Origin of the sequence: Micromonospora endolithica, assembly GCF_003626595.1 — a bacterium.
In the GTDB taxonomy this organism is placed as follows: domain Bacteria; phylum Actinomycetota; class Actinomycetes; order Mycobacteriales; family Micromonosporaceae; genus Micromonospora; species Micromonospora endolithica.
The window spans coordinates 327182-345626 of sequence record NZ_RBAK01000007.1 but is presented as its reverse complement, the minus strand read 5'-3'; the positions used below and the strand labels follow the sequence as shown (position 1 = coordinate 345626).

At 70.8% G+C, this 18445-nt stretch carries 16 protein-coding genes; 9 read left to right on the top strand and 7 right to left on the bottom strand.

The window, feature by feature from the left end; genetic code table 11:
• Positions 1 to 128: 128 nt before the first annotated feature.
• The 4 genes from D7223_RS19740 to D7223_RS19725 are packed head-to-tail and all read right to left on the bottom strand — an operon-like array spanning position 129 to position 3586.
• On the bottom strand, positions 129 to 839 hold the full coding sequence (locus D7223_RS19740) for an ABC transporter permease subunit (protein ID WP_120729872.1): 711 nt from the start codon (positions 837 to 839) through the stop codon (positions 129 to 131).
• On the bottom strand, positions 839 to 1798 hold the full coding sequence (locus tag D7223_RS19735) for an ABC transporter ATP-binding protein (RefSeq protein ID WP_120729871.1): 960 nt from the start codon (positions 1796 to 1798) through the stop codon (positions 839 to 841). The genes D7223_RS19740 and D7223_RS19735 overlap by 1 nt, the downstream gene beginning before the upstream one ends.
• Positions 1795 to 2679, bottom strand: a complete 885-nt coding sequence (locus D7223_RS19730; RefSeq protein WP_120729870.1) for an ABC transporter permease — start codon at positions 2677 to 2679, stop codon at positions 1795 to 1797. Before D7223_RS19730 ends, D7223_RS19735 begins: the two co-directional genes overlap by 4 nt.
• Entirely contained in the window at positions 2672 to 3586 is a 915-nt protein-coding gene (locus D7223_RS19725) for an ABC transporter ATP-binding protein (protein WP_120729869.1), read from the bottom strand. Before D7223_RS19725 ends, D7223_RS19730 begins: the two co-directional genes overlap by 8 nt.
• 118 nt (positions 3587 to 3704) lie before the next feature.
• Here D7223_RS19725 and D7223_RS19720 point away from each other — a divergent pair, with 118 nt between their 5' ends.
• The 4 genes from D7223_RS19720 (at position 3705) to galT (ending at position 7982) form a co-directional block, all read left to right on the top strand.
• Positions 3705 to 4307: a DM13 domain-containing protein gene (locus D7223_RS19720; RefSeq protein WP_120729868.1), complete on the top strand. Its 603-nt coding sequence runs from the start codon at positions 3705 to 3707 to the stop codon at positions 4305 to 4307.
• A gap of 146 nt (positions 4308 to 4453) precedes the next feature.
• Complete coding sequence (cysC, locus tag D7223_RS19715; RefSeq protein ID WP_120729867.1) at positions 4454 to 5983, top strand: adenylyl-sulfate kinase; 1530 nt, start codon at positions 4454 to 4456, stop codon at positions 5981 to 5983.
• Positions 5984 to 6090: 107 nt separating this feature from the next.
• The gene (locus D7223_RS19710) at positions 6091 to 6909 is read left to right on the top strand and encodes a DeoR/GlpR family DNA-binding transcription regulator (RefSeq protein ID WP_120729932.1); all 819 of its coding nucleotides are present in this window, start codon (positions 6091 to 6093) and stop codon (positions 6907 to 6909) included.
• Positions 6906 to 7982: a galactose-1-phosphate uridylyltransferase gene (gene galT, locus D7223_RS19705; protein WP_120729866.1), complete on the top strand. Its 1077-nt coding sequence runs from the start codon at positions 6906 to 6908 to the stop codon at positions 7980 to 7982. Before D7223_RS19710 ends, galT begins: the two co-directional genes overlap by 4 nt.
• A gap of 428 nt (positions 7983 to 8410) precedes the next feature.
• On the opposite strand, the gene D7223_RS19700 is transcribed toward galT, so the two are convergent.
• The 3 genes from D7223_RS19700 to D7223_RS19690 form a co-directional block, all read right to left on the bottom strand.
• Positions 8411 to 9628: an NADP-dependent isocitrate dehydrogenase gene (locus D7223_RS19700; RefSeq protein WP_120729865.1), complete on the bottom strand. Its 1218-nt coding sequence runs from the start codon at positions 9626 to 9628 to the stop codon at positions 8411 to 8413.
• Between the two features lie 628 nt (positions 9629 to 10256).
• Positions 10257 to 11207 (bottom strand): malate dehydrogenase, encoded by a 951-nt coding sequence (locus D7223_RS19695; protein ID WP_120729864.1) that lies wholly within the window; start codon positions 11205 to 11207, stop codon positions 10257 to 10259.
• A 173-nt stretch (positions 11208 to 11380) separates the two neighbouring features.
• A complete protein-coding gene (locus tag D7223_RS19690; protein WP_120729863.1) occupies positions 11381 to 12238 on the bottom strand; it encodes a bifunctional methylenetetrahydrofolate dehydrogenase/methenyltetrahydrofolate cyclohydrolase in 858 nt (285 codons plus the stop codon).
• Between the two features lie 444 nt (positions 12239 to 12682).
• Between D7223_RS19690 and D7223_RS19685 the strand changes: the two genes are divergently transcribed.
• The 5 genes from D7223_RS19685 (at position 12683) to D7223_RS19665 (ending at position 18445) form a co-directional block, all read left to right on the top strand.
• Complete coding sequence (locus tag D7223_RS19685) at positions 12683 to 14287, top strand: peptide ABC transporter substrate-binding protein (protein WP_120729862.1); 1605 nt, start codon at positions 12683 to 12685, stop codon at positions 14285 to 14287.
• An 82-nt stretch (positions 14288 to 14369) separates the two neighbouring features.
• Positions 14370 to 15308: an ABC transporter permease gene (locus D7223_RS19680; RefSeq protein ID WP_120729861.1), complete on the top strand. Its 939-nt coding sequence runs from the start codon at positions 14370 to 14372 to the stop codon at positions 15306 to 15308.
• A 72-nt stretch (positions 15309 to 15380) separates the two neighbouring features.
• Positions 15381 to 16349, top strand: coding sequence for an ABC transporter permease (locus D7223_RS19675; protein WP_120729860.1), 969 nt, complete (start codon positions 15381 to 15383; stop codon positions 16347 to 16349).
• Between the two features lie 52 nt (positions 16350 to 16401).
• Positions 16402 to 17439: an ABC transporter ATP-binding protein gene (locus tag D7223_RS19670; protein WP_120729859.1), complete on the top strand. Its 1038-nt coding sequence runs from the start codon at positions 16402 to 16404 to the stop codon at positions 17437 to 17439.
• Positions 17423 to 18445, top strand: a complete 1023-nt coding sequence (locus D7223_RS19665; RefSeq protein WP_120729858.1) for an ABC transporter ATP-binding protein — start codon at positions 17423 to 17425, stop codon at positions 18443 to 18445. Before D7223_RS19670 ends, D7223_RS19665 begins: the two co-directional genes overlap by 17 nt.

The following is an 18445-nucleotide window of genomic DNA, read 5'->3' as shown; positions in this document are numbered from 1 at the left end:
GGAGGGGCCCCTTCTTAACGACCGCGCCCCTGCCCGGCCTGACGCTTCCGGCCGGCGCTCTGGTGGCTCGCGTTAAGAAGGGGCCCTTCCTCTACCGGAGACGTTAAGAAGGGGCCCTTCCTTACACCTCAGCTGGTTTCGCCGGCCACCGAGAAGCTGCGGAGGCGGTCGACGGCCAGCACGGTGAAGCCGACCGCGATCAGGGCCGTCATCACCGTGGCGACCGGAACCGACACGGTGGTGGACAGCAGTTCGGTCGGTGCCAGCCGGTCGGCCAGGGCGATCACGTACTGCTGGATGGACAGCACCTTGGTGCCGCTGACGAAGTTGCCCAGCAGCCCCTCCCAGATCAGCACGTAGACCAGGCCGAGCAGCACCGGCCGCCGGGTGACCAGGCTGAGCGCCAGGAACAGCGCCGAGTACGCCAGCGCCCCGACCGCCGCCGCGGCGGCGAGCGCCAGCCCGAGGCGTACCGAGTCGGCGAGCACGCCCCCGACGTAGAGCGGCACGGCGACGGTGGCCGCGGTGACCCCGGCCGCGACGCCCAGCTTCGGCAGCACGATCTGCCAGCGCGGCAGCGGCTTGGTCAGGATGTGCACGACGGTGCCGTCGTCGATCTCGGCGCCGAGGACGCCGGTGCCGACGATCAGCGCGACGACCGGCAGCACCACGGCCAGGCCGAGACCGACCAGCACCGCCGGACCCCACTCACCGGGGTCCACCCCGAACGCCCGACAGATCACCGAGAGCAGCACCATCAGCAGGGGCAGGGGAAGCAGCAGCAGGAACCGGCGACGCCCGAACAGGCCGCGTGCGGTGATCCAGGTAACGGTAGACATCAGGCCTCCACCAGGTAGGAGAAGACGCTCTCCAGGGACTCGTCCTCGGGCACCAGCTGCTGCACCCGGATGCCCCGGGCGAGGGCGATCTTCGGCAGGGCACGGGTGAAGGCGCCGTAGTCGCCGGCCCGCACGGTCAGCCCGGCGCGGCCGAGTTCCACGCCGCTCACCGAGGACTCGGCCATCAGGGCGACCGCCAGGGCCCGGTCGTCGGTGGAGCGTACGGCGAACACGTGCGGCCGGTTGGTCATCAGCCGCCGGATGGTGCGGAAGTCGCCGGAGGCGGCCAGCCGGCCGGCGACCATCACCTGCACGGTGCCGGAGACCTGCTCGACCTCCTCCAGGATGTGCGAGCTGAACAGGATGGTCCGCCCGGCGCCGCCGAGCCGGTGCAGCAGGTCCATCATGTGCAGCCGCTGGCGCGGGTCCATGCCGTTGAACGGCTCGTCGAGCAGCAGCACCTGCGGGTCGTGCACGAGCGCGGCGGCGACCCGGGCCCGTTGCCGCATGCCCTTGGAGTAGGTGCCGATCCGGCGTTCCTGCGCCCCTTCCAGCTCGACCAGGGCGATCGCCCGTCGGGCCGCCTCCTCCGGGTCCGGCAGCCGGTGCAGCTTGGCGCTGGCCACCACGAACTCGTGCGCGGTGAGGAAGGTGTGCACCGCCTCCCGCTCGCTGACCAGGCCGAGGTGCCGGTAGACGTCCGGGTTACGCCAGGTGGGCTGGCCGTCCAGGGTGACCGCCCCGCGTGACGGGGCGAGGAAGCCGGCCATCATGTGCAGCAGCGTGGTCTTGCCGGCGCCGTTCGGGCCGAGCAGGCCGGTGACGCCCGCGCCGAGGCTCATGCTCACGTCGTTGACCGCGACCACGTTGCCGTACCAGCGGGAGACGCCGGCCAGGTCCAGGGTGCTGGTGGTGGCGCGCACGGCGGCGGGCGTCGGGTCGGTGCTGGTCGCGGTCATCGGGCGGCCACCTTCCGGTATCGCAGGAGCAGCAGGGCGACGCACGTGGTGACCAGCGCGACGGCGGCGAGCGCGTAGACCGGGCCGAAGTCACCGATCGGCAACCCTCCGCCCTGGTCGGCCGGCTCCAGCAGGTCACCGAGCGCCCAGGTGCCGACCCCGCTGACCAGCGTCGACGGGGAGGCGAGGAAGGCCAGTTCGTTGACCGTCTGGGACGGCATGATCGACAGCGTGCCGACGACCGGCGCGGTCATCAGGAACACCGCGACGATCCCACCCGCGGCGAAGGCGCGCTTGCCGGTGAGGGACGCCACCAGCAGCCCGATCGAGGCGAAGACGACCGCCCAGAGACCGGCGTAGAGCAGACCGGGCAGCAGGTCCAGCAGTTCGTTCCACACGCCGCGCATGCCCTGCTTGGTGGTGAACGCGGCGCCGAGGAACATCACCAGCTGCGGGCCGCCCAGCAGCAGCCACAGCGCGGTGCCCAGGGCCAGCAGCTTGGCCAGCGGGTAGTCGGCGCGGGGCAGCGGGCGGGAGAAGTAGAGCGGCAGCACCCCGCTCTGCAGGTCCCGGCTGACCAGCTCCGGCGCGGCGACCGCGACGAAGAAGATGACCAGCCAGCTCATCGCGTCGGCGAACTGGGCGTACGACATGACGACCTCGCCGATCTGGCTGCGCACGGCGGTGACGCCGGCCGCGACCAGGGTGACGATGCCGAGCACCAGCCAGGGGAAGATCTTCGCCTTGGCGCTGCGGCCCAGGCCGAAGACGGTGCGCAGGCCGTGCAGGTAGAGCGCGCCGAAGACGTGCCGGCGACCCAGCCGGGGGCCGGTGTAGCGCTGGTAGCCGATGTCGTGGATGACGCCGGTGGGTTCAGGCATGGCTGGGCTCCCTCGTGGCGAAGAGCTCGGCCACCCGGTGCCGGCGCTGGTCCAGCCGGTGCAGCGGCAGGTCCAGCTCGGCCACCGCGCCGAGGATCGTGTCGTAGGTGGTGTCGTCGGCCAGTTCGACCAGCAGCAGGCGGCCGTCCCGACGGACCGGCAGCCGCAGCGCGACGAGCCGCGCGGCCAGCTCCTCGATGCCCTCGCTGACCTCGACGGCCAGGATGTCGGTCGCCGAGGTCATCGCCGAGATGCGGTCGGCGCGCAGCAGCCGCCCGCCGTCGATCGCGACGAGCGTGTCGCAGATCCGCTCCACCTCGCCGAGCAGGTGCGAGCAGACCAGCACGGAGATGCCGAACTCGGTGCCGATCCGGTGCACCAGGGCGAGCATGGCGTCCCGGCCGGCCGGGTCGAGACCGTTGGTCGGCTCGTCGAGCAGCAGCAGGTCCGGGTCGTGCACCAGCGCCTGGGCGAGCTTGACCCGCTGCTTCATGCCGGTGGAGTAGCCGCCGACCGGGCGGTACCGCTCCTCGTAGAGCCCGACGTGCCGCAGCGCCTCGGAGGCCCGCTCCCGGGCGACGGTGCGCGGCAGGCCGCTCATCCGCCCCAGGTGGGTGACCAGCTCGGCGGCGGTCAGGTCGGGCGGGAGCGCGTCGTGCTCCGGCATGTAGCCGACCCGGGCGCGCACCTGGTCGGACTGGGTCGTCGGATCGAGGTCGAGGACCCGCACCTGCCCGGTGGTCGGTTCGAGGAGGCCGAGGAGGATCTTGATCAGCGTGGACTTGCCGGCGCCGTTCGCGCCGACCAGACCGATGATCCCGGGCTCGACCGCGACGGTCAGGTCGGCCAGCGCGGTGACCCCACCCCCGTACGTCTTGGTCAGCGACTCGGTCGCGATGAGTGTCACGCGACCCAGCCTAGGGAACACCCGCATCCCGGCCCATCAGGCTCGCCCCTGATAACTCCACTAGGGGTGTAAGGCTTCGGTAATCCCGCCGGGCGGGCTCGGACGGCAGACTGGTCCCATGATCGTCCGACTGCTCCGCGCTCCCCTGGTCCGGGCCGCCGTCGCGGTCCTCGTCCTCGGCGGTGCCCTGGGGCTCTGGTGGTTCCAGCCGTGGAAGCTGGTCACCGACACCGAGGTGGACGAGGAGCTGTCCGCCGTGGTCACCGCCGCGCCGGCCCCGACGGGTCCGCCGCCCGGTCCGGACCCCACCGCGGCGGTACGCAGGCCGACGGCCGGGAGTACGGCCGACCGGGCCGCCGCCGGGCCGGTCCTGGTGCGCGACGGCAGGTTCGTCACCCACGAGCACGCCACCTCCGGCGGTGCCCGGATCGTCCGCACCCCGGACGGGCGGCACCGCCTGGAACTGGTCGGGCTGGACACGTCCAACGGACCGGACCTGCGGGTCTGGCTGACCGACCAGCCGGTACGCCCCGGCACGGCGGGTTGGCGCGTCTTCGACGACGGGCGGTGGGTGGAGCTGGGCCGGCTCAAGGGCAACCGGGGCGACCAGACGTACGCCATCCCGCCGGACGTGGACCTGACCGACCTGACCAGCGTCTCGATCTGGTGCAAGCGGTTCGCGGTGTCCTTCGGGGCCGCCCCGCTGGACCCCGTCGACTGACCCTGGCCGACGGCCGTCCGACCGGCCCTGGCCCGGCGTCCGGGGTGCCCGTCACCGGACCGCGCCCCGCCCGGGTGGAGTGGCACTCGACCGATCGCCCGGTGGGCTGAGAAACTGTGTGCCGGTCGGCGGGTGTGGGGGGTCAGATGAGCAACGGGTGGGTGCTGCCCGACGAGGTGCTTCGGGACGCGCCGGCGTACGTGCCGCGCCCGGGTGAACTGGCCGACCTGGAGTTGTTGCTGACCGGGGCGTACGCCCCGCTGGCCGGCTTCATGACGCGCGCCGACCTGGTCTCGGTGAGCCGGCGGGGCCGGCTCGCCGACGGCGCGCCGTGGCCGGTTCCGGTGACCCTCCAGGTGCCGACGGCACTGGCCCAGAGCCTCGATCCGCAGGACGCGGCGCGCCGCGCGCTGGTGCTCACCGACGCCGAGGGCGCGCCGGTGGCCGCGCTCGAGGTCACCGACGCGTGGCCGGTCCGGGACGGGGTGGCCGGGCTCGGCGGGCCGGTGCGCCGGCTGGGCGACGGGGGTCACGGCCCGTTCCAGCGGCTGCGCCGTACCCCCGAGGAGATCCGCGGGCTGCTGCCGCCCGGCCGGGTGCTCGGCGTGATCGCCGACCGGCCGCTGCACCGGCCGCAACTCGCGCAGATCGCGCACGCCGCCCGTACCCTGGCGGCCCATCTGCTGGTGCTGATCCCGATCGGTGAGGACGGGGGCGGCGGGATGCCGCCGGAGTCCCTGGTCCGCAGCGTCTTCGCCGCGCGGGACCGGATGCCGCCGGCCACCATCGTGGCCGTGCCGCTGTCCCGCCGCCGGGAGGAGATCAGCGACGCGCTGCTGCGGGCACGGGTGTCCGCCGCGTACGGCGTCACCCACCTGCTCTCCACCGGCGACATGCTCTCCGGCGCCGGGCTGCGGGTGCTGGTGCCCCGGGAACTGGCGTACGACAGCCGGGACGGGCAGTGGCGCTGGCGGGAGGACATTCCGCCCCGCAACCGGCGGTTGGCGCTGAGCCAGGCGGAGATCGACGACCTGTTGGATCGTGGATTCCCGCTCCCCGAGTGGCACACGCCGCCGGCGGTGGCGAAGGAACTGGTCCGGGCCCGGCCGCCCCGGCGGTACCGGGGCCTGGTCGTCTTCTTCACCGGTCTCTCCGGCTCCGGCAAGTCGACCGTCGCCCGGGGGCTCGCCGACGTCCTGCGGGAACAGGGCGAGCGTTCGGTGACGTTGCTCGACGGCGACGTGGTGCGCCGGGAACTCTCCGCCGGGCTGGGGTTCAGCAAGGCCGACCGGGACCTGAACGTACGGCGGATCGGGTGGGTGGGCGCCGAGATCGCCCGGCACCGGGGGGTGGCGATCTGCTGCCCGATCGCCCCGTACGCCCAGGCCCGGGCGACCGCCCGGGAGATGGCGCTGGCCGCCGGGGCGGGTTTCCTGCTGGTGCACGTCGCGACCCCGTTGGAGGTCTGCGAGCAGCGGGACCGCAAGGGCCTCTACGCGCGGGCCCGCGCCGGCCTGCTCACCGGGATGACCGGCATCGACGATCCCTACGAGGAGCCGACCGACGCCGACCTGGTGCTCGACACCACCGACCTGCCGGTGGACGAGGCGGTGCAGGCGGTGCTGCACCACCTGACCGAGACCGGTTGGGTGGAGCCCCGACTGCCGACCGTCTGAGGCCGCCCCCTCGCCTTTCGCCGCTCTCGCACGCGCGCTAGTGTTCATATCTGTTGGAACACGTTCGACCGCGTGAGAGTGCGTGGCAAGAGGCGGAGGTGCACCGGGTGCTCGCGCAGCAACGGCAGGCCGCCATCCTGGACCGGGTCCGGGCCACCGGTGGCGTACGCGTGACCGAGCTGGCCACCGAGTTCGGCGTGTCCGACATGACCATCCGGCGAGACCTGGACGTGCTGCACGAGCGGGGACTGCTCGCCAAGGTGCACGGCGGCGCGACGACGGCCGGGCCGGGCTCGACCGACGAACCGGGCTTCCGGGCGAAATCCGTCCGCCAGCTCGCCGAGAAGGCGGCCATCGCCGGCCGCGCCGCCGAGCTGGTCCGGCCCGGCGCCGCGATCGCCCTCTCCGCCGGCACCACCACCGCCGAGCTGGCCCGCCGGCTGGTGGACGTGCCCGGCCTGACCGTGGTGACCAACTCCCTGCCGGTCGCCGAGATCCTGCACTCCGCCGGCCGGCCGGACCAGACGGTCGTGCTGACCGGCGGCGTCCGTACGCCCTCGGACGCCCTGGTCGGCCCGCTGGCCGTGGGCGCGATCCGGTCGCTGCACCTGGACCTGCTCTTCCTCGGCGTGCACGGGATCACCGAGCGGGCCGGGTTCACCACACCGAACCTGATGGAGGCGGAGACCGACCGGGCCTTGGTGGACGCCGCGGATCGGCTGGTCGTGCTGGCCGACCACACGAAGTGGGGCACCGTCGGCATCTCCTCCATCGTCGAACTCGCCGCCGCCCACGTCCTGGTCACCGACGACCGGTTGTCCGCCGCCGCCCGGCGGGTACTCGACGAGCAGGTGGGCGAACTGATGATCGTGACCGGTACGGGCGCGGGACGGGCCACGCCGACGAACGAAGGGGTGGCGGAGTGAAGCGCACCGCGATCGACCTGGCCGACGGCCGCGAACTGATCTATTTCGACGAGCGCGACGACGCGGTCCGCGACCAGCGCGACCGCCGTGACCTGCCACCGCCCCCGCCGGCGTCGCAACTGCGGTACGACCCGCTGACCGACGAGTGGGTGGCGGTCGCCGTGCACCGGCAGACCCGGATCTTCCTCCCCCCGGCCGACCAGTGCCCGCTCTGCCCCTCGCGGGGTGACCGGCTCAGCGAGATCCCGGCACCCGACTACGACGTGGTCGTCTTCGAGAACCGCTTCCCGTCGTTCAGCGGGCGGATCGCCGAGGAACCCGCCGAGATCACCCCGTTCACACCGGTCCGGCCCGGTCAGGGGCGGTGCGAGGTGGTCTGCTTCACCGACGACCACCACGCGTCCTTCGGCAGCCTGCCGCCGCACCGGGTCCGCACCGTGCTGGACGCGCTCGCCGACCGGACCCTCGCCCTGGCCGAGCTGCCCGGTGTCGAGCAGGTCTTCTGCTTCGAGAACCGGGGCGTCGAGATCGGCGTGACCCTGCACCACCCGCACGGGCAGATCTACGCGTACCCCTTCGTCACCCCGCGCACCCGGTCGCTGCTGACCGCGGCACGCCGGCACGCCGAACGCACCGGCGGTCGCAACCTCTACGCGGACGTCCTCGCCGCCGAACGCGCCGCCGGCGAGCGCGTGGTCGCCGCCAACGAGCACTGGACGGCGTACGTCCCGGCCGCCGCCCGCTGGCCCTTCGAGGTGCACATCGCGCCGCACCGGCCGGTACCGGACATCCCCGCGCTGGACGACGCCGAGCGGGACGCGTTCGGCCCGCTCTACCTGGACCTGCTGCGCCGCTTCGACGGGCTGTTCGACCTGCCGATGCCGTACATCTCGGCCTGGCACCAGGCCCCGCTGCGGATCGACCGTGAGCTGGGGCACCTGCACCTTCAACTGTTCAGCATCCGCCGGGCGAAGGACAAGCTGAAGTACCTGGCCGGCTCCGAGTCGGGGATGGGCGTCTTCATCAACGACGTAGCCCCCGAGCGCGCCGCCGAACTCCTCCGCGCCGCGTGAAAGGAAGGGCCCCTTCCTAACGCCTCCGGTAGAGGAAGGGCCCCCTTTTAACACCACCTCCCGGTGCGCGCCGGCACGGCGGCGCGGGACCGGGTGGGTGAACAGGGCGCGGGGGGCCCGGGACAGGGCCCCCCGCAGGGAAGGGACGGCTGGCTGTGCACGACAGCCGGGAAGGCTGGCCGATCGGCACGCGGCTCGCGGGGCGACCCGAGTCAACCTTCCTGGACGCGACTGGCATCTCGTCCACCCAGGTCAACGAGGCGCGCCGAGAGCGGTGACGCCGTACCGCGTGTTCCGCCCGACACGCCGCCGGGTCCGCCCGGACCGTCAGGCCCGCGACGGCAGAACCCACGCCGGTACGCGCGGGAGCCCGCCGGCGGGTGCCGGCGGGCTCCGGAGACGTCGCCCTCGTGGGCGGCGGCGATGGCTCAGCCGGCGAGCCGGCGGGCCAGGTTCTCGTCGAGCGCGTTCATGAACTCGTCGGTGGTCAGCCACGGGGCGTCGCGCGAGATGAGCAGCGCGAGGTCCTTGGTCATCTGGCCGCCCTCGACGGTGTCGACGATGACCTGCTCCAGGGTGTTGGCGAACTCGGTGACCGCCGGGGTGCCGTCCAGCTTGCCCCGGTGGGCCAGGCCCCGGGTCCAGGCGTAGATCGACGCGATCGGGTTGGTCGAGGTCTTCTCGCCCTTCTGGTACTGCCGGTAGTGCCGGGTGACCGTGCCGTGCGCGGCCTCGGCCTCGACGGTGCGGCCGTCCGGGGAGAGCAGGACCGAGGTCATCAGGCCGAGCGAGCCGAAGCCCTGCGCGACGGTGTCGGACTGCACGTCGCCGTCGTAGTTCTTGCAGGCCCAGACGTAGCCACCCTCCCACTTGAGCGCGGCGGCGACCATGTCGTCGATCAGCCGGTGCTCGTAGGTGATGCCGGCGGCGTCGAACTCGGCCTTGAACTCGTTCTCGAACACCTCGGCGAAGATGTCCTTGAAGCGGCCGTCGTACGCCTTGAGGATGGTGTTCTTGGTCGACAGGTAGACCGGGTAGTTGCGGTCCAGGCCGTACCGGAACGAGGCCCGGGCGAAGTCCCGAATCGACTCGTCGAAGTTGTACATGCCCATGGCGATGCCGCCGCCGGTGAAGTTGGCGACCTCCATCTCCATCGGGGCGCCGCCGTCGGCGGGGGTGTAGGTGACGGTCACCTTGCCCGGCCCGGGGACCACGAAGTCGGTGGCCTTGTACTGGTCGCCGTGGGCGTGCCGGCCGATGATGATCGGCTTGGTCCAGCCCGGCACCAGCCGCGGGACGTTGGACATGATGATCGGCTCGCGGAAGACGACGCCGCCGAGGATGTTGCGGATGGTGCCGTTCGGCGACCGCCACATCTTCTTCAGGCCGAACTCCTCGACCCGGGCCTCGTCCGGAGTGATGGTGGCGCACTTGACGCCGACGCCGTGCTCCTTGATGGCGTTGGCGGCGTCGACGGTGACCTGGTCGTCGGTCTCGTCGCGGTACTGGATCGAAAGGTCGTAGTAGTGCAGGTCGACGTCGAGGTAGGGCAGGATCAACTGCTCACGGATCTGCTTCCAGATGATCCGGGTCATCTCGTCGCCGTCGAGCTCCACGACCGGGTTGTTTACCTTGATCTTCGCCATCGACCGGCGCTCCTCTCGGGGGACACGTGCTCAAGCAGTACGAGCGTACTGGAAATGGGCCGGCAGCCCCCAGCCGGCCTCGACCGACCGGCGAACCCGGCTGCACGGCAGAGGATTCCCTGCAATCCTCGGCCGATACCACCGAGCCGCACCCTCGGGTCTATCACGGTGACCGCCCGCACCGGCGGGGAGAGCCCCTTCTTACCGCCTCACTCCGAGGCGTTTCCGCACGCCACGGCTGCCACCGGTCACCGGCGCCCCTCCTGCGGAACTCGACGGCGAGACAACCCTCACCCCCAGCCGTACGTCCGCTGCCCGCCCGCCGCCCCGCCCCTGGATCGGCGCAAGTTCGGGGAAGGTGCTGCTTCCGTCGCTCCTGATGCAGCACTTTCCCCGAACTTGCGCCGCCTCGGCTCACGCCGGCGCGGCGGGCGGGCCCCGACCCCCGCTCCGCCTTGTTGTTGACCAAGGAGCTTGCGTCAGGAATCGCGGGCGGGGTGACGCGAACTTCTTGATCGACGCGACCACGGAGACCAGCCACGGGGTCCAGTCCCGGGGGACGGCGGGTGGGAGCGGCGAAGGGCCCGCCGGCTGTTGCCGGCGGGCCCTTCGGGGTGGTGCTGAAGCGTCACATGCTGGCGACGTCGGCCTGCTTGGCGCGGACGGCCTCGGCGGCCTCCTTCAGGCTGGCCAGTTCGTCGGCGTCCAGGTCGGTCTCGACGACCCGCTTGACACCTTCGGCGCCGATCTGGGCCTCCACGCCGAGGTAGACGCCGGAGATGCCGTACTCACCGTCGACCCAGGCGCAGACCGGCATGACGTCGCCGGAGTCCTCGGCCACGGCCTTGGCCATCCGGGCGGCGGCGGCCGACGGGGCGTAGTACGCCGACCCGGTCTTGAGCAGCGCGACGACCTCGGCGCCACCATTGCGGGTCTTGACGACCAGTTCCTCGATCTGCGCGGCCGGCATCGCGTCACGCAGCGGCTTGCCGTTGACCGTGCTCTGCGAGGGCACCGGGACCATCGTGTCGCCGTGTGAGCCGAGGGTCAGGGTCCGCACCGACTTCACCGGTACGTTCAGCGCCTCGGCGACGAAGTTGCTGAACCGCGCGGTGTCCAGCATGCCGGCCTGGCCGAGCACCCGGTTCTTGGGGAACTGGGTGGCGAGCTGGGCCAGCGCGGTCATCTCGTCCAGCGGGTTGGACACGACGATCACGACGGCGTTCGGGGCGTACTTCGCGACGTTCTCGGCGACCTGGCGCACGATCTTGGCGTTGGTCTCCAGCAGGTCCATCCGGCTCATGCCCGGCTTGCGGGGCAGACCGGCGGTGATGACGACGACGTCCGAGCCCTCGATGGCCTCGTACCCCTCGCCGTTCGGGCCGGTGGTGACGCCGACGACCTTGGTCTCGAAGCCCTCGATCGCGCGGGACTGGTTGAGGTCCAGGGCGAGACCGGCGGGCTTGCCCTCCACGATGTCGGTGATCACAACGGTGTCGAAGACGTCGTACTCGGCCAGGCGCTGTGCGGTGGTGGAGCCGTAGAAACCGGCCCCGACGACAGTGACCTTCTTACCCATGGTCGTCCCACTCCCTGATACCAGTCGGTTTTCCGGACCGTATCAGCCATCCTGGCACCGATCCGGCCAGGGGCGGACAGTTATGACCGGGTCGGACGCGAACCGCACTCGTGGGCGTTAAGAAGGGGCCCTTCCTCTACCCGAGGCGTTAAGAAGGGGCCCTTCCTTACACCTCAGCGCTCGGCGCGTTCTACGACGTTGGTCAGGAGCATGGCGCGGGTCATCGGGCCCACGCCGCCGGGCATCGGGACCAGCGCGCCGGCGACCTCGGTGACGCCCGGGTCCACGTCACCGGTGTAGCGGCCCTTGCCGTCCGGGCCGATCACCCGCGTGATGCCGACGTCGACGACCACCGCGCCCGGGTTGACCATGTCGGCGGTGAGCAGCCCGGGTACGCCGGCGGCCACGATCACGATGTCGGCGGCGCGGGTGTGCGAGGCGAGGTCGAGGGTGCCGGTGTGGCAGAGGGTCACGGTGGCGTTCTCGCTGCGCCGGGTCAGCAGCAGGCCCAGCGGGCGGCCCACCGTGTTGCCCCGGCCGACGACCGCGACGTTGGCGCCGCGCAGCGGTACCTCGTGGCGGCGGAGCAGCTCGATGATGCCCCGCGGGGTGCAGGGCAGCGGGCCCGGGTAGCCGAGCACGAGCCGGCCCAGGTTGACCGGGTGCAGCCCGTCGGCGTCCTTGTCCGGGTCGATCAGCTCCAGCACCCGCTGGGTGTCCAGGTGGCCGGGCAGCGGCAGCTGGACGATGTAGCCGTGGCAGGCCGGGTCGGCGTTCAGCTCGGCCAGGACCGCGTCGACCTGTTCCTGGGTGGCGTCGGCGGGCAGTTCGCGCCGGATCGAGGCGATGCCGACCTCGGCACAGTCGCGGTGCTTGCCGTTGACGTACGCCTGCGAGCCGGGGTCGGCGCCGACCAGCACGGTGCCCAGTCCCGGGGTGATCCCGCGTTCCGCCAGTGCCTTCACCCGGGTCCGCAGCTCGTCCTTGATCTCGGCCGCGGTCGCCTTGCCGTCCAGAAGCGTCGCCGTCACGTCCAGATCGTCTCATGTCCGGCACCGGGCGACGGCGACGACCTGGGGAGCGGGTTGCCAGGTCCACGACCCACGCCTTTAGGTAACGGTAAGTGAAGTGTCGTTAGTCACTCAGGGTAGTTTTCTGTGCAGCTCTTCACTGGCCGAACCGGCGTTTCGCCGACGGCCGGAGCGAACCTCGCAGGCGCCACCGCACCGCGCAGCGAAGCCCAACCGGCCCCTCCCGCACCGTCCACGCCCGGTCCGATCGGGAATCGGGGCCGCCCAAGGGCCCGATGCCTAGCAGGCGTACGACGCCGCGACAAGACCGGTCGGCCCACTCCGTTACCGCTTCGCAACGTCATCGTTGCCGACCGCCGGTCCGCGACCTACCGTTGCCAAACGTTGCGCAGCGTCACCCAACGCCGGGCCTGACTGCGCAGCGTGAGGAGATGAGGAGACTCAATGCGAGTTCGTAGGCTTGCTGCCTGGACCGCTCTCCCGCTCGCGGTGACCCTGGGCCTGGTGGCCTGCGGCTCGGGCGGCGGCAGCGGATCCGGCGAAAGCGACCCCAACGCGGCCGTGCGGATCGAGATCGCCGAGCCGCAGCACCTGGTGCCGACCAACACCAACGAGACGAGTGGCTCGCAGGTGCTCAGTGCCCTGTTCAGCCCGCTGGTCGACTACGACGACGCCAACAAGGCGTTCGAGGTGGCGGCCGAGTCGGTGACGTCGTCGGACAACAAGGTCTGGACGATCAAGCTGAAGGACGGCTACACCTTCCACAACGGCGAGAAGGTCGTCGCCGACAACTACATCGACGCGTGGAACTACGGCGCGTACGCCCCGAACGGTCAGAACTCCAGCTACTTCTTCGAGAAGATCGCCGGGTACGAGGACCTCCAGGGTGAGACCCCGAAGGCGAAGACGCTGACCGGTCTGGAGAAGGTCGACGACCTGACCTTCACCGTGACGCTGTCCGAGCCGTACACCGAGTTCAAGACCATGCTCGGCTACACCGCCTTCTACCCCATGCCGAAGGCCGCGTTCTCCGCGCCCGGCGTGCTGGCCGAGGGCTACGAGCAGGCGCCGATCGGTCAGGGCCCGTTCAAGATGAAGGGCACCTGGCAGCACGACGCCAAGGTCGAGGTGGAGAGGTACGACGCCTTCCCCGGCGAGAAGCCGAAGGTGGCCGGTGTCGTGTTCCGGATCTACCAGCAGCAGACCGCCGCGTACGCGGACGTGCTGTCGGACAACCTCGACGTGATCAAGACGATCCCGACCGAGAACCTGTCGACCGCCGAGACGGACCTGGGCGACCGGTTCAAGCAGAGCCCCGCCTCGACGTTCCAGTTCCTCTCCTTCCCGACGTACCAGAAGGAGTTCAGCAACCCGGACGTGCGCAAGGCGATCTCGATGGCGATCGACCGTGACGAGATCACCACGGCGGTCTTCAAGGACTCGCAGACGCCGGCTCGCGCGTTCGTCTCGCCGGTCGTCGCGGGCTACCGCGAGAACACCATCGGCGAGGCCGGCCAGTTCGACGCCGGCAAGGCCAAGTCCCTGTACCAGGCGGCCGGCGGCCCGAGTGAGATCCAGATCTCCTACAACGGCGACGGTGGCCACAAGGACTGGGTCGACGCGACCTGCAACCAGCTCAAGGCCAACCTGGGCGTGAACTGCGTGGGCAGCGCCGAGCCGAAGTTCGCGGATCTGCTGACCAAGCTCAAGGCCAAGCAGCCGGTCGGCCTGTTCCGGATGGGCTGGGTCATGGACTACCCGTCCATGGAGAACTACCTGGGCCCGCTGTACAGCACCAACGGCTCGTCGAACTACTACGGCTACAGCAACCCGGAGTTCGACAAGCTCCTCGCCGAGGGCTCGGCCGCCCCGAACGAGGAAGAGGCGATCAAGAAGTACCAGCAGGCCGAGGACCTTCTGGCCGAGGACATGCCGGTGATCCCGCTCCGGTTCGGCCAGAACAACTTCGGTCACTCGACCAAGGTCACGAACGTGGAGATGGATCTCTTCGACCGGATCGACCTGGTGAAGATCGAGGCCGTCAAGTAACACGGCACGACGGGTCGGGCCATCGGCGGACGGTGGCCCGACCCGCCTTCCTCTTCGCCCCTTTTCAGGAAGACTGCCAAGTATGTTCCGCTTCATTCTGCGGCGTCTGCTCCAGATGGTCCTCGCCTTCTTCGGGACCACGCTGATCGTCTACGCGCTGATGTTCGCCGGCCAGGGCGACCCGATCCAGGCGCTCGCCGGTGAGCGCCCGGTGACCGAGGCACAGCGGGCATACCTCACCGAGAAGTTCCACCTGGACCAGACCGGCGTCGGCGGCTTCTTCTACCGGTACTTCGACTACATCAAGAACCTGGTCCAGGGCGACCTCGGCGAGTCACTCACCGGCCGGCAGATCGGCGACATCCTCGCCGCCGCGTGGCCGGTCACGGTCAAGCTGGCCCTGATCGCGATGACCGTCGCCGTGCTCTTCGGCGTCACCGCCGGCGTGCTGGCCGGCATCCGTCGGGCCAGCATCTTCGACAACTCGACGCTGGTCCTGACGCTCCTGGTGCTCGGCATCCCGACCATCGTGCTCGCCCCGCTGGCGCAGTACTTCCTCGGCGTACGGTGGCAGGTCTTCCCGCCCACCGCCGGTTCCGACCCGGACTTCTACGCCCTGCTGCTGCCCGGCATCGTGCTCGGCTCGCTGTCGCTGGCCACCGCACTGCGGCTGACCCGGACCTCGGTGGCGGAGAACCTGCGCGCCGACTACGTGCGCACCGCTCGCTCCAAGGGCCTGGTCAAACGCCGCATCGTCGGGGTGCACGTGCTGCGCAACTCGCTCATTCCGGTGGTCACCTTCCTCGGCGTCGAACTGGGCAACCTGATGAGCGGCGCGATCATCACCGAGGGCGTGTTCAACATCCCCGGTGTCGGCTTCAACCTCTTCCGCGGCATCCGCACCGAGGACGGCCCGCTGGTGGTGGGCATCGTCAGTGTGCTCGTCGTGGTCTACCTCGTCTCCAACCTGGTGGTGGACGTCCTGTACGCCGTACTCGACCCGAGGATCCGCTATGAGTGAGCGAAGCGAGCGAATCGTCAACGCAGCGGGCGCGGCCGATCGTGTCGGCACCGAGCGCAGCGAGGTGCCGGCATGAGTGATTTCGAGACGGTGGCGGCCAGCGAGAACCAGGCCGCCCGGCGCGGCCCCTCCGGTGAGCCCGGGGCCCCGAACCAGGTCGGCGGCACCTCGACCCTCGCCGGCAAACCGCGTAGCCTCGCCGGCGACGCGTGGCGGGACCTGCGCCGCAAGCCCATCTTCTGGATCAGTCTCCTCCTGGTCCTGCTGTTCACCGGAATGGCCGCCGTTCCGGGCCTGTTCACCAGCAACGACCCCGCCGACTGCGTGCTGGCCCGCCAGCACGCCGGGCCGTCCGCCGGGGCGATCTTCGGGTACGACTTCCAGGGCTGCGACACGTACGCCAGGGCGGTGTACGGCACCCGCGCCTCGTTGCTGGTCGGCGCGCTGTCGGCCCTGCTCACCGGGGTGATCGCGTTGGTCGTCGGCATGCTGGCCGGCTTCTTCGGCCGCTGGGTCGACGCGGTGCTCTCCCGGGTGATCGACGTGGTGCTCGGCATCCCGCTGCTGCTCGCCGCCATCGTGCTGCTCAAGCGGGTCAGCAGTGACAGCTCCACGGTCCGCATCGCGGCGATCATCTTCGTGCTGGCGGTGCTCGGCTGGACGACCGCCGCCCGGGTGGTCCGTTCCTCGGTGATCACCGCGAAGGAGCAGGACTACGTGGCGGCGGCCCGGATGCTCGGCGCCGGCAACGGGCGGATCATGTGGCGGCACATCCTGCCGAACGCCCTCGCGCCGGCCGTCGTGGTGCTGACCATCGCGCTCGGCTCGTTCATCGCCGCCGAGGCGACGCTGTCCTTCCTCGGCATCGGTCTGAAGGACCCGACCATCTCCTGGGGCCAGGACATCGACACCGGACGGGTGCACATGCGTGAGTCGGCCATCCCGCTGCTCGTGCCGTCGACCTTCCTCGCGCTCACCGTGCTGGCGTTCATCATGCTCGGCGACGCGATCCGGGACGCGTTCGACCCGAAGCTGCGGTGAGCCGAATGGTTGCCACGAGCCCCGCGGTCGCCAGCGAAAGGCAGGTACGGCCATGACCCACTCCGTCGTCCAACCCACCCCGGCGTCGCCCACGCCCGAGGGCGGCCACCTGCTGGAGGTTCGGGACCTGCACGTCGAGTTCCGCACCGGCGAGGGCGTCGCCAAGGTCATCAATGGTGTCTCGTACCACCTCGACGCTGGTGAGACGCTCGCCGTGCTGGGCGAGTCCGGCTCCGGCAAGTCGGTGACCGCCCAGGCGATCATGGGCATCCTGGACACCCCGCCCGCGGTGATCCGCTCCGGTGAGATCCGCTACCGGGGCCGGGACCTGCTCAGCCAGTCGGAGGAGGAACGCCGGCAGGTGCGCGGCAAGGAGATCGCGATGATCTTCCAGGACGCGCTGTCCGCGTTGAACCCCACGTTCCCGGTCGGCTGGCAGATCGGCGAGACGTTGCGTCAACGGGCCGGGATGTCCCGGGGCGACGCCCGCCGCCGGGCGGTCGAGCTGATGGACCTGGTGAAGATCCCCGCCGCCGCGAAGCGACTGGGCGACTACCCGCACCAGTTCTCCGGCGGCATGCGGCAACGCGTCATGATCGCGATGGCGCTGGCGATGGACCCGAAGGTGCTCATCGCCGACGAGCCGACCACCGCGCTGGACGTCACCGTGCAGGCCCAGATCATGGACCTGCTGGCCGACCTGCGCCGCGACCTCGACATGGCGATGATCCTGATCACCCACGACCTCGGCGTGGTCGCCGGCGTCGCGGACCGGATCGCCGTCATGTACGCGGGCCGCATCGTCGAGCACGCCGACGTCCGCTCGCTGTACCGGGCGCCGGCCCACCCGTACACCAAGGGGTTGTTGGAGTCGATTCCCCGGATGGACCAGCGCGGGCAGAAGCTGTCGACGATCCGGGGCCTGCCGCCGAACCTGATGCGGATTCCGTCCGGTTGCCCGTTCCACCCCCGTTGCCCGTACGCGCAGCAGGTCTGCGTGGACGTCGTGCCGCACGACCTGGTCCTCGGCGACGGCCGAACCAGCGCGTGCCACTTCGCGCAGGAGGTCCGTGATGACAGCGCCCGCTAGCGCCGCCAAGGTTCGCGGCGAGACCGTGCTCAAGGTCGAGAACCTGGTCAAGCACTTCCCGATCAGCCGGGGTGTGGTGTTCCAGCGGCAGATCGGCGCGGTCAAGGCCGTCGACGGGGTGAGTTTCGAGCTGCGCCGGGGCGAGACGCTCGGCATCGTCGGCGAGTCCGGCTGCGGCAAGTCCACCCTGGCCCGACTGCTCATGCGCCTGGAGGCACCCACCTCCGGCCGGGCCACGCTGGAGGGCCGGGACCTGTTCAAGGCGTCCGGCGGGGAGCTGCGCCGGCTGCGGCGCAACATGCAGATGGTGCTCCAGGACCCGTACACGTCGTTGAACCCGCGGATGACCGTCGGCGACATCATCGGCGAGCCGTTCGAGATCCACCCGGACGCGGCGCCCAAGGGCAGCCGGCAGCGACGGGTGCAGGAACTTCTCGACGTGGTCGGGCTCAACCCCGAGCACATCAACCGGTACCCGCACCAGTTCTCCGGCGGCCAGCGGCAGCGCATCGGCATCGCCCGCGCGCTCGCCCTGAAGCCCGAGGTCATCGTCTGCGACGAGCCGGTCTCCGCCCTCGACGTGTCCATCCAGGCGCAGGTCATCAACCTGCTGGAGGAACTCCAGGACGAGCTGGGCCTGTCCTACATCTTCATCGCCCACGACCTGTCGGTGGTCCGGCACATCGCCGACCGGGTGGCCGTCATGTACCTCGGGCGGATCATCGAGATCGGCACCGAGGACGAGATCTACGAGCGCGCGACCCACCCGTACACCCAGGCTCTGCTTTCCGCCGCTCCGGTGCCGGACCCGGAGCTGCGCGACGACCGGTCGATGATCCGCCTGGTGGGCGACGTGCCGAGCCCGGCCGACCCGCCGAGCGGATGCCACTTCCGTACCCGGTGCTGGAAGGCCCAGGAGGTCTGCGCGCGCGAGGACCCGCAGCTCGTCCCCCGCGCCGCCGACCCCCACCCGTCGGCCTGCCACTTCGCCGAGCTCCGGGGGTAA

Excerpts from the sequence above, each read along its gene's own strand:
- D7223_RS19740 (WP_120729872.1), bottom strand. The coding sequence starts at position 839 with ATGTCTACCGTTACCTGGATCACCGCACGCGGCCTGTTCGGGCGTCGC.
- D7223_RS19735 (WP_120729871.1), bottom strand. The coding sequence starts at position 1,798 with ATGACCGCGACCAGCACCGACCCGACGCCCGCCGCCGTGCGCGCCACC.
- D7223_RS19730 (WP_120729870.1), bottom strand. The coding sequence starts at position 2,679 with ATGCCTGAACCCACCGGCGTCATCCACGACATCGGCTACCAGCGCTAC.
- D7223_RS19720 (WP_120729868.1), top strand. The coding sequence starts at position 3,705 with ATGATCGTCCGACTGCTCCGCGCTCCCCTGGTCCGGGCCGCCGTCGCG.
- cysC (WP_120729867.1), top strand. The coding sequence starts at position 4,454 with ATGAGCAACGGGTGGGTGCTGCCCGACGAGGTGCTTCGGGACGCGCCG.
- D7223_RS19700 (WP_120729865.1), bottom strand. The coding sequence starts at position 9,628 with ATGGCGAAGATCAAGGTAAACAACCCGGTCGTGGAGCTCGACGGCGAC.
- D7223_RS19695 (WP_120729864.1), bottom strand. The coding sequence starts at position 11,207 with ATGGGTAAGAAGGTCACTGTCGTCGGGGCCGGTTTCTACGGCTCCACC.
- D7223_RS19685 (WP_120729862.1), top strand. The coding sequence starts at position 12,683 with ATGCGAGTTCGTAGGCTTGCTGCCTGGACCGCTCTCCCGCTCGCGGTG.
- D7223_RS19680 (WP_120729861.1), top strand. The coding sequence starts at position 14,370 with ATGTTCCGCTTCATTCTGCGGCGTCTGCTCCAGATGGTCCTCGCCTTC.
- D7223_RS19675 (WP_120729860.1), top strand. The coding sequence starts at position 15,381 with ATGAGTGATTTCGAGACGGTGGCGGCCAGCGAGAACCAGGCCGCCCGG.
- D7223_RS19670 (WP_120729859.1), top strand. The coding sequence starts at position 16,402 with ATGACCCACTCCGTCGTCCAACCCACCCCGGCGTCGCCCACGCCCGAG.
- D7223_RS19665 (WP_120729858.1), top strand. The coding sequence starts at position 17,423 with ATGACAGCGCCCGCTAGCGCCGCCAAGGTTCGCGGCGAGACCGTGCTC.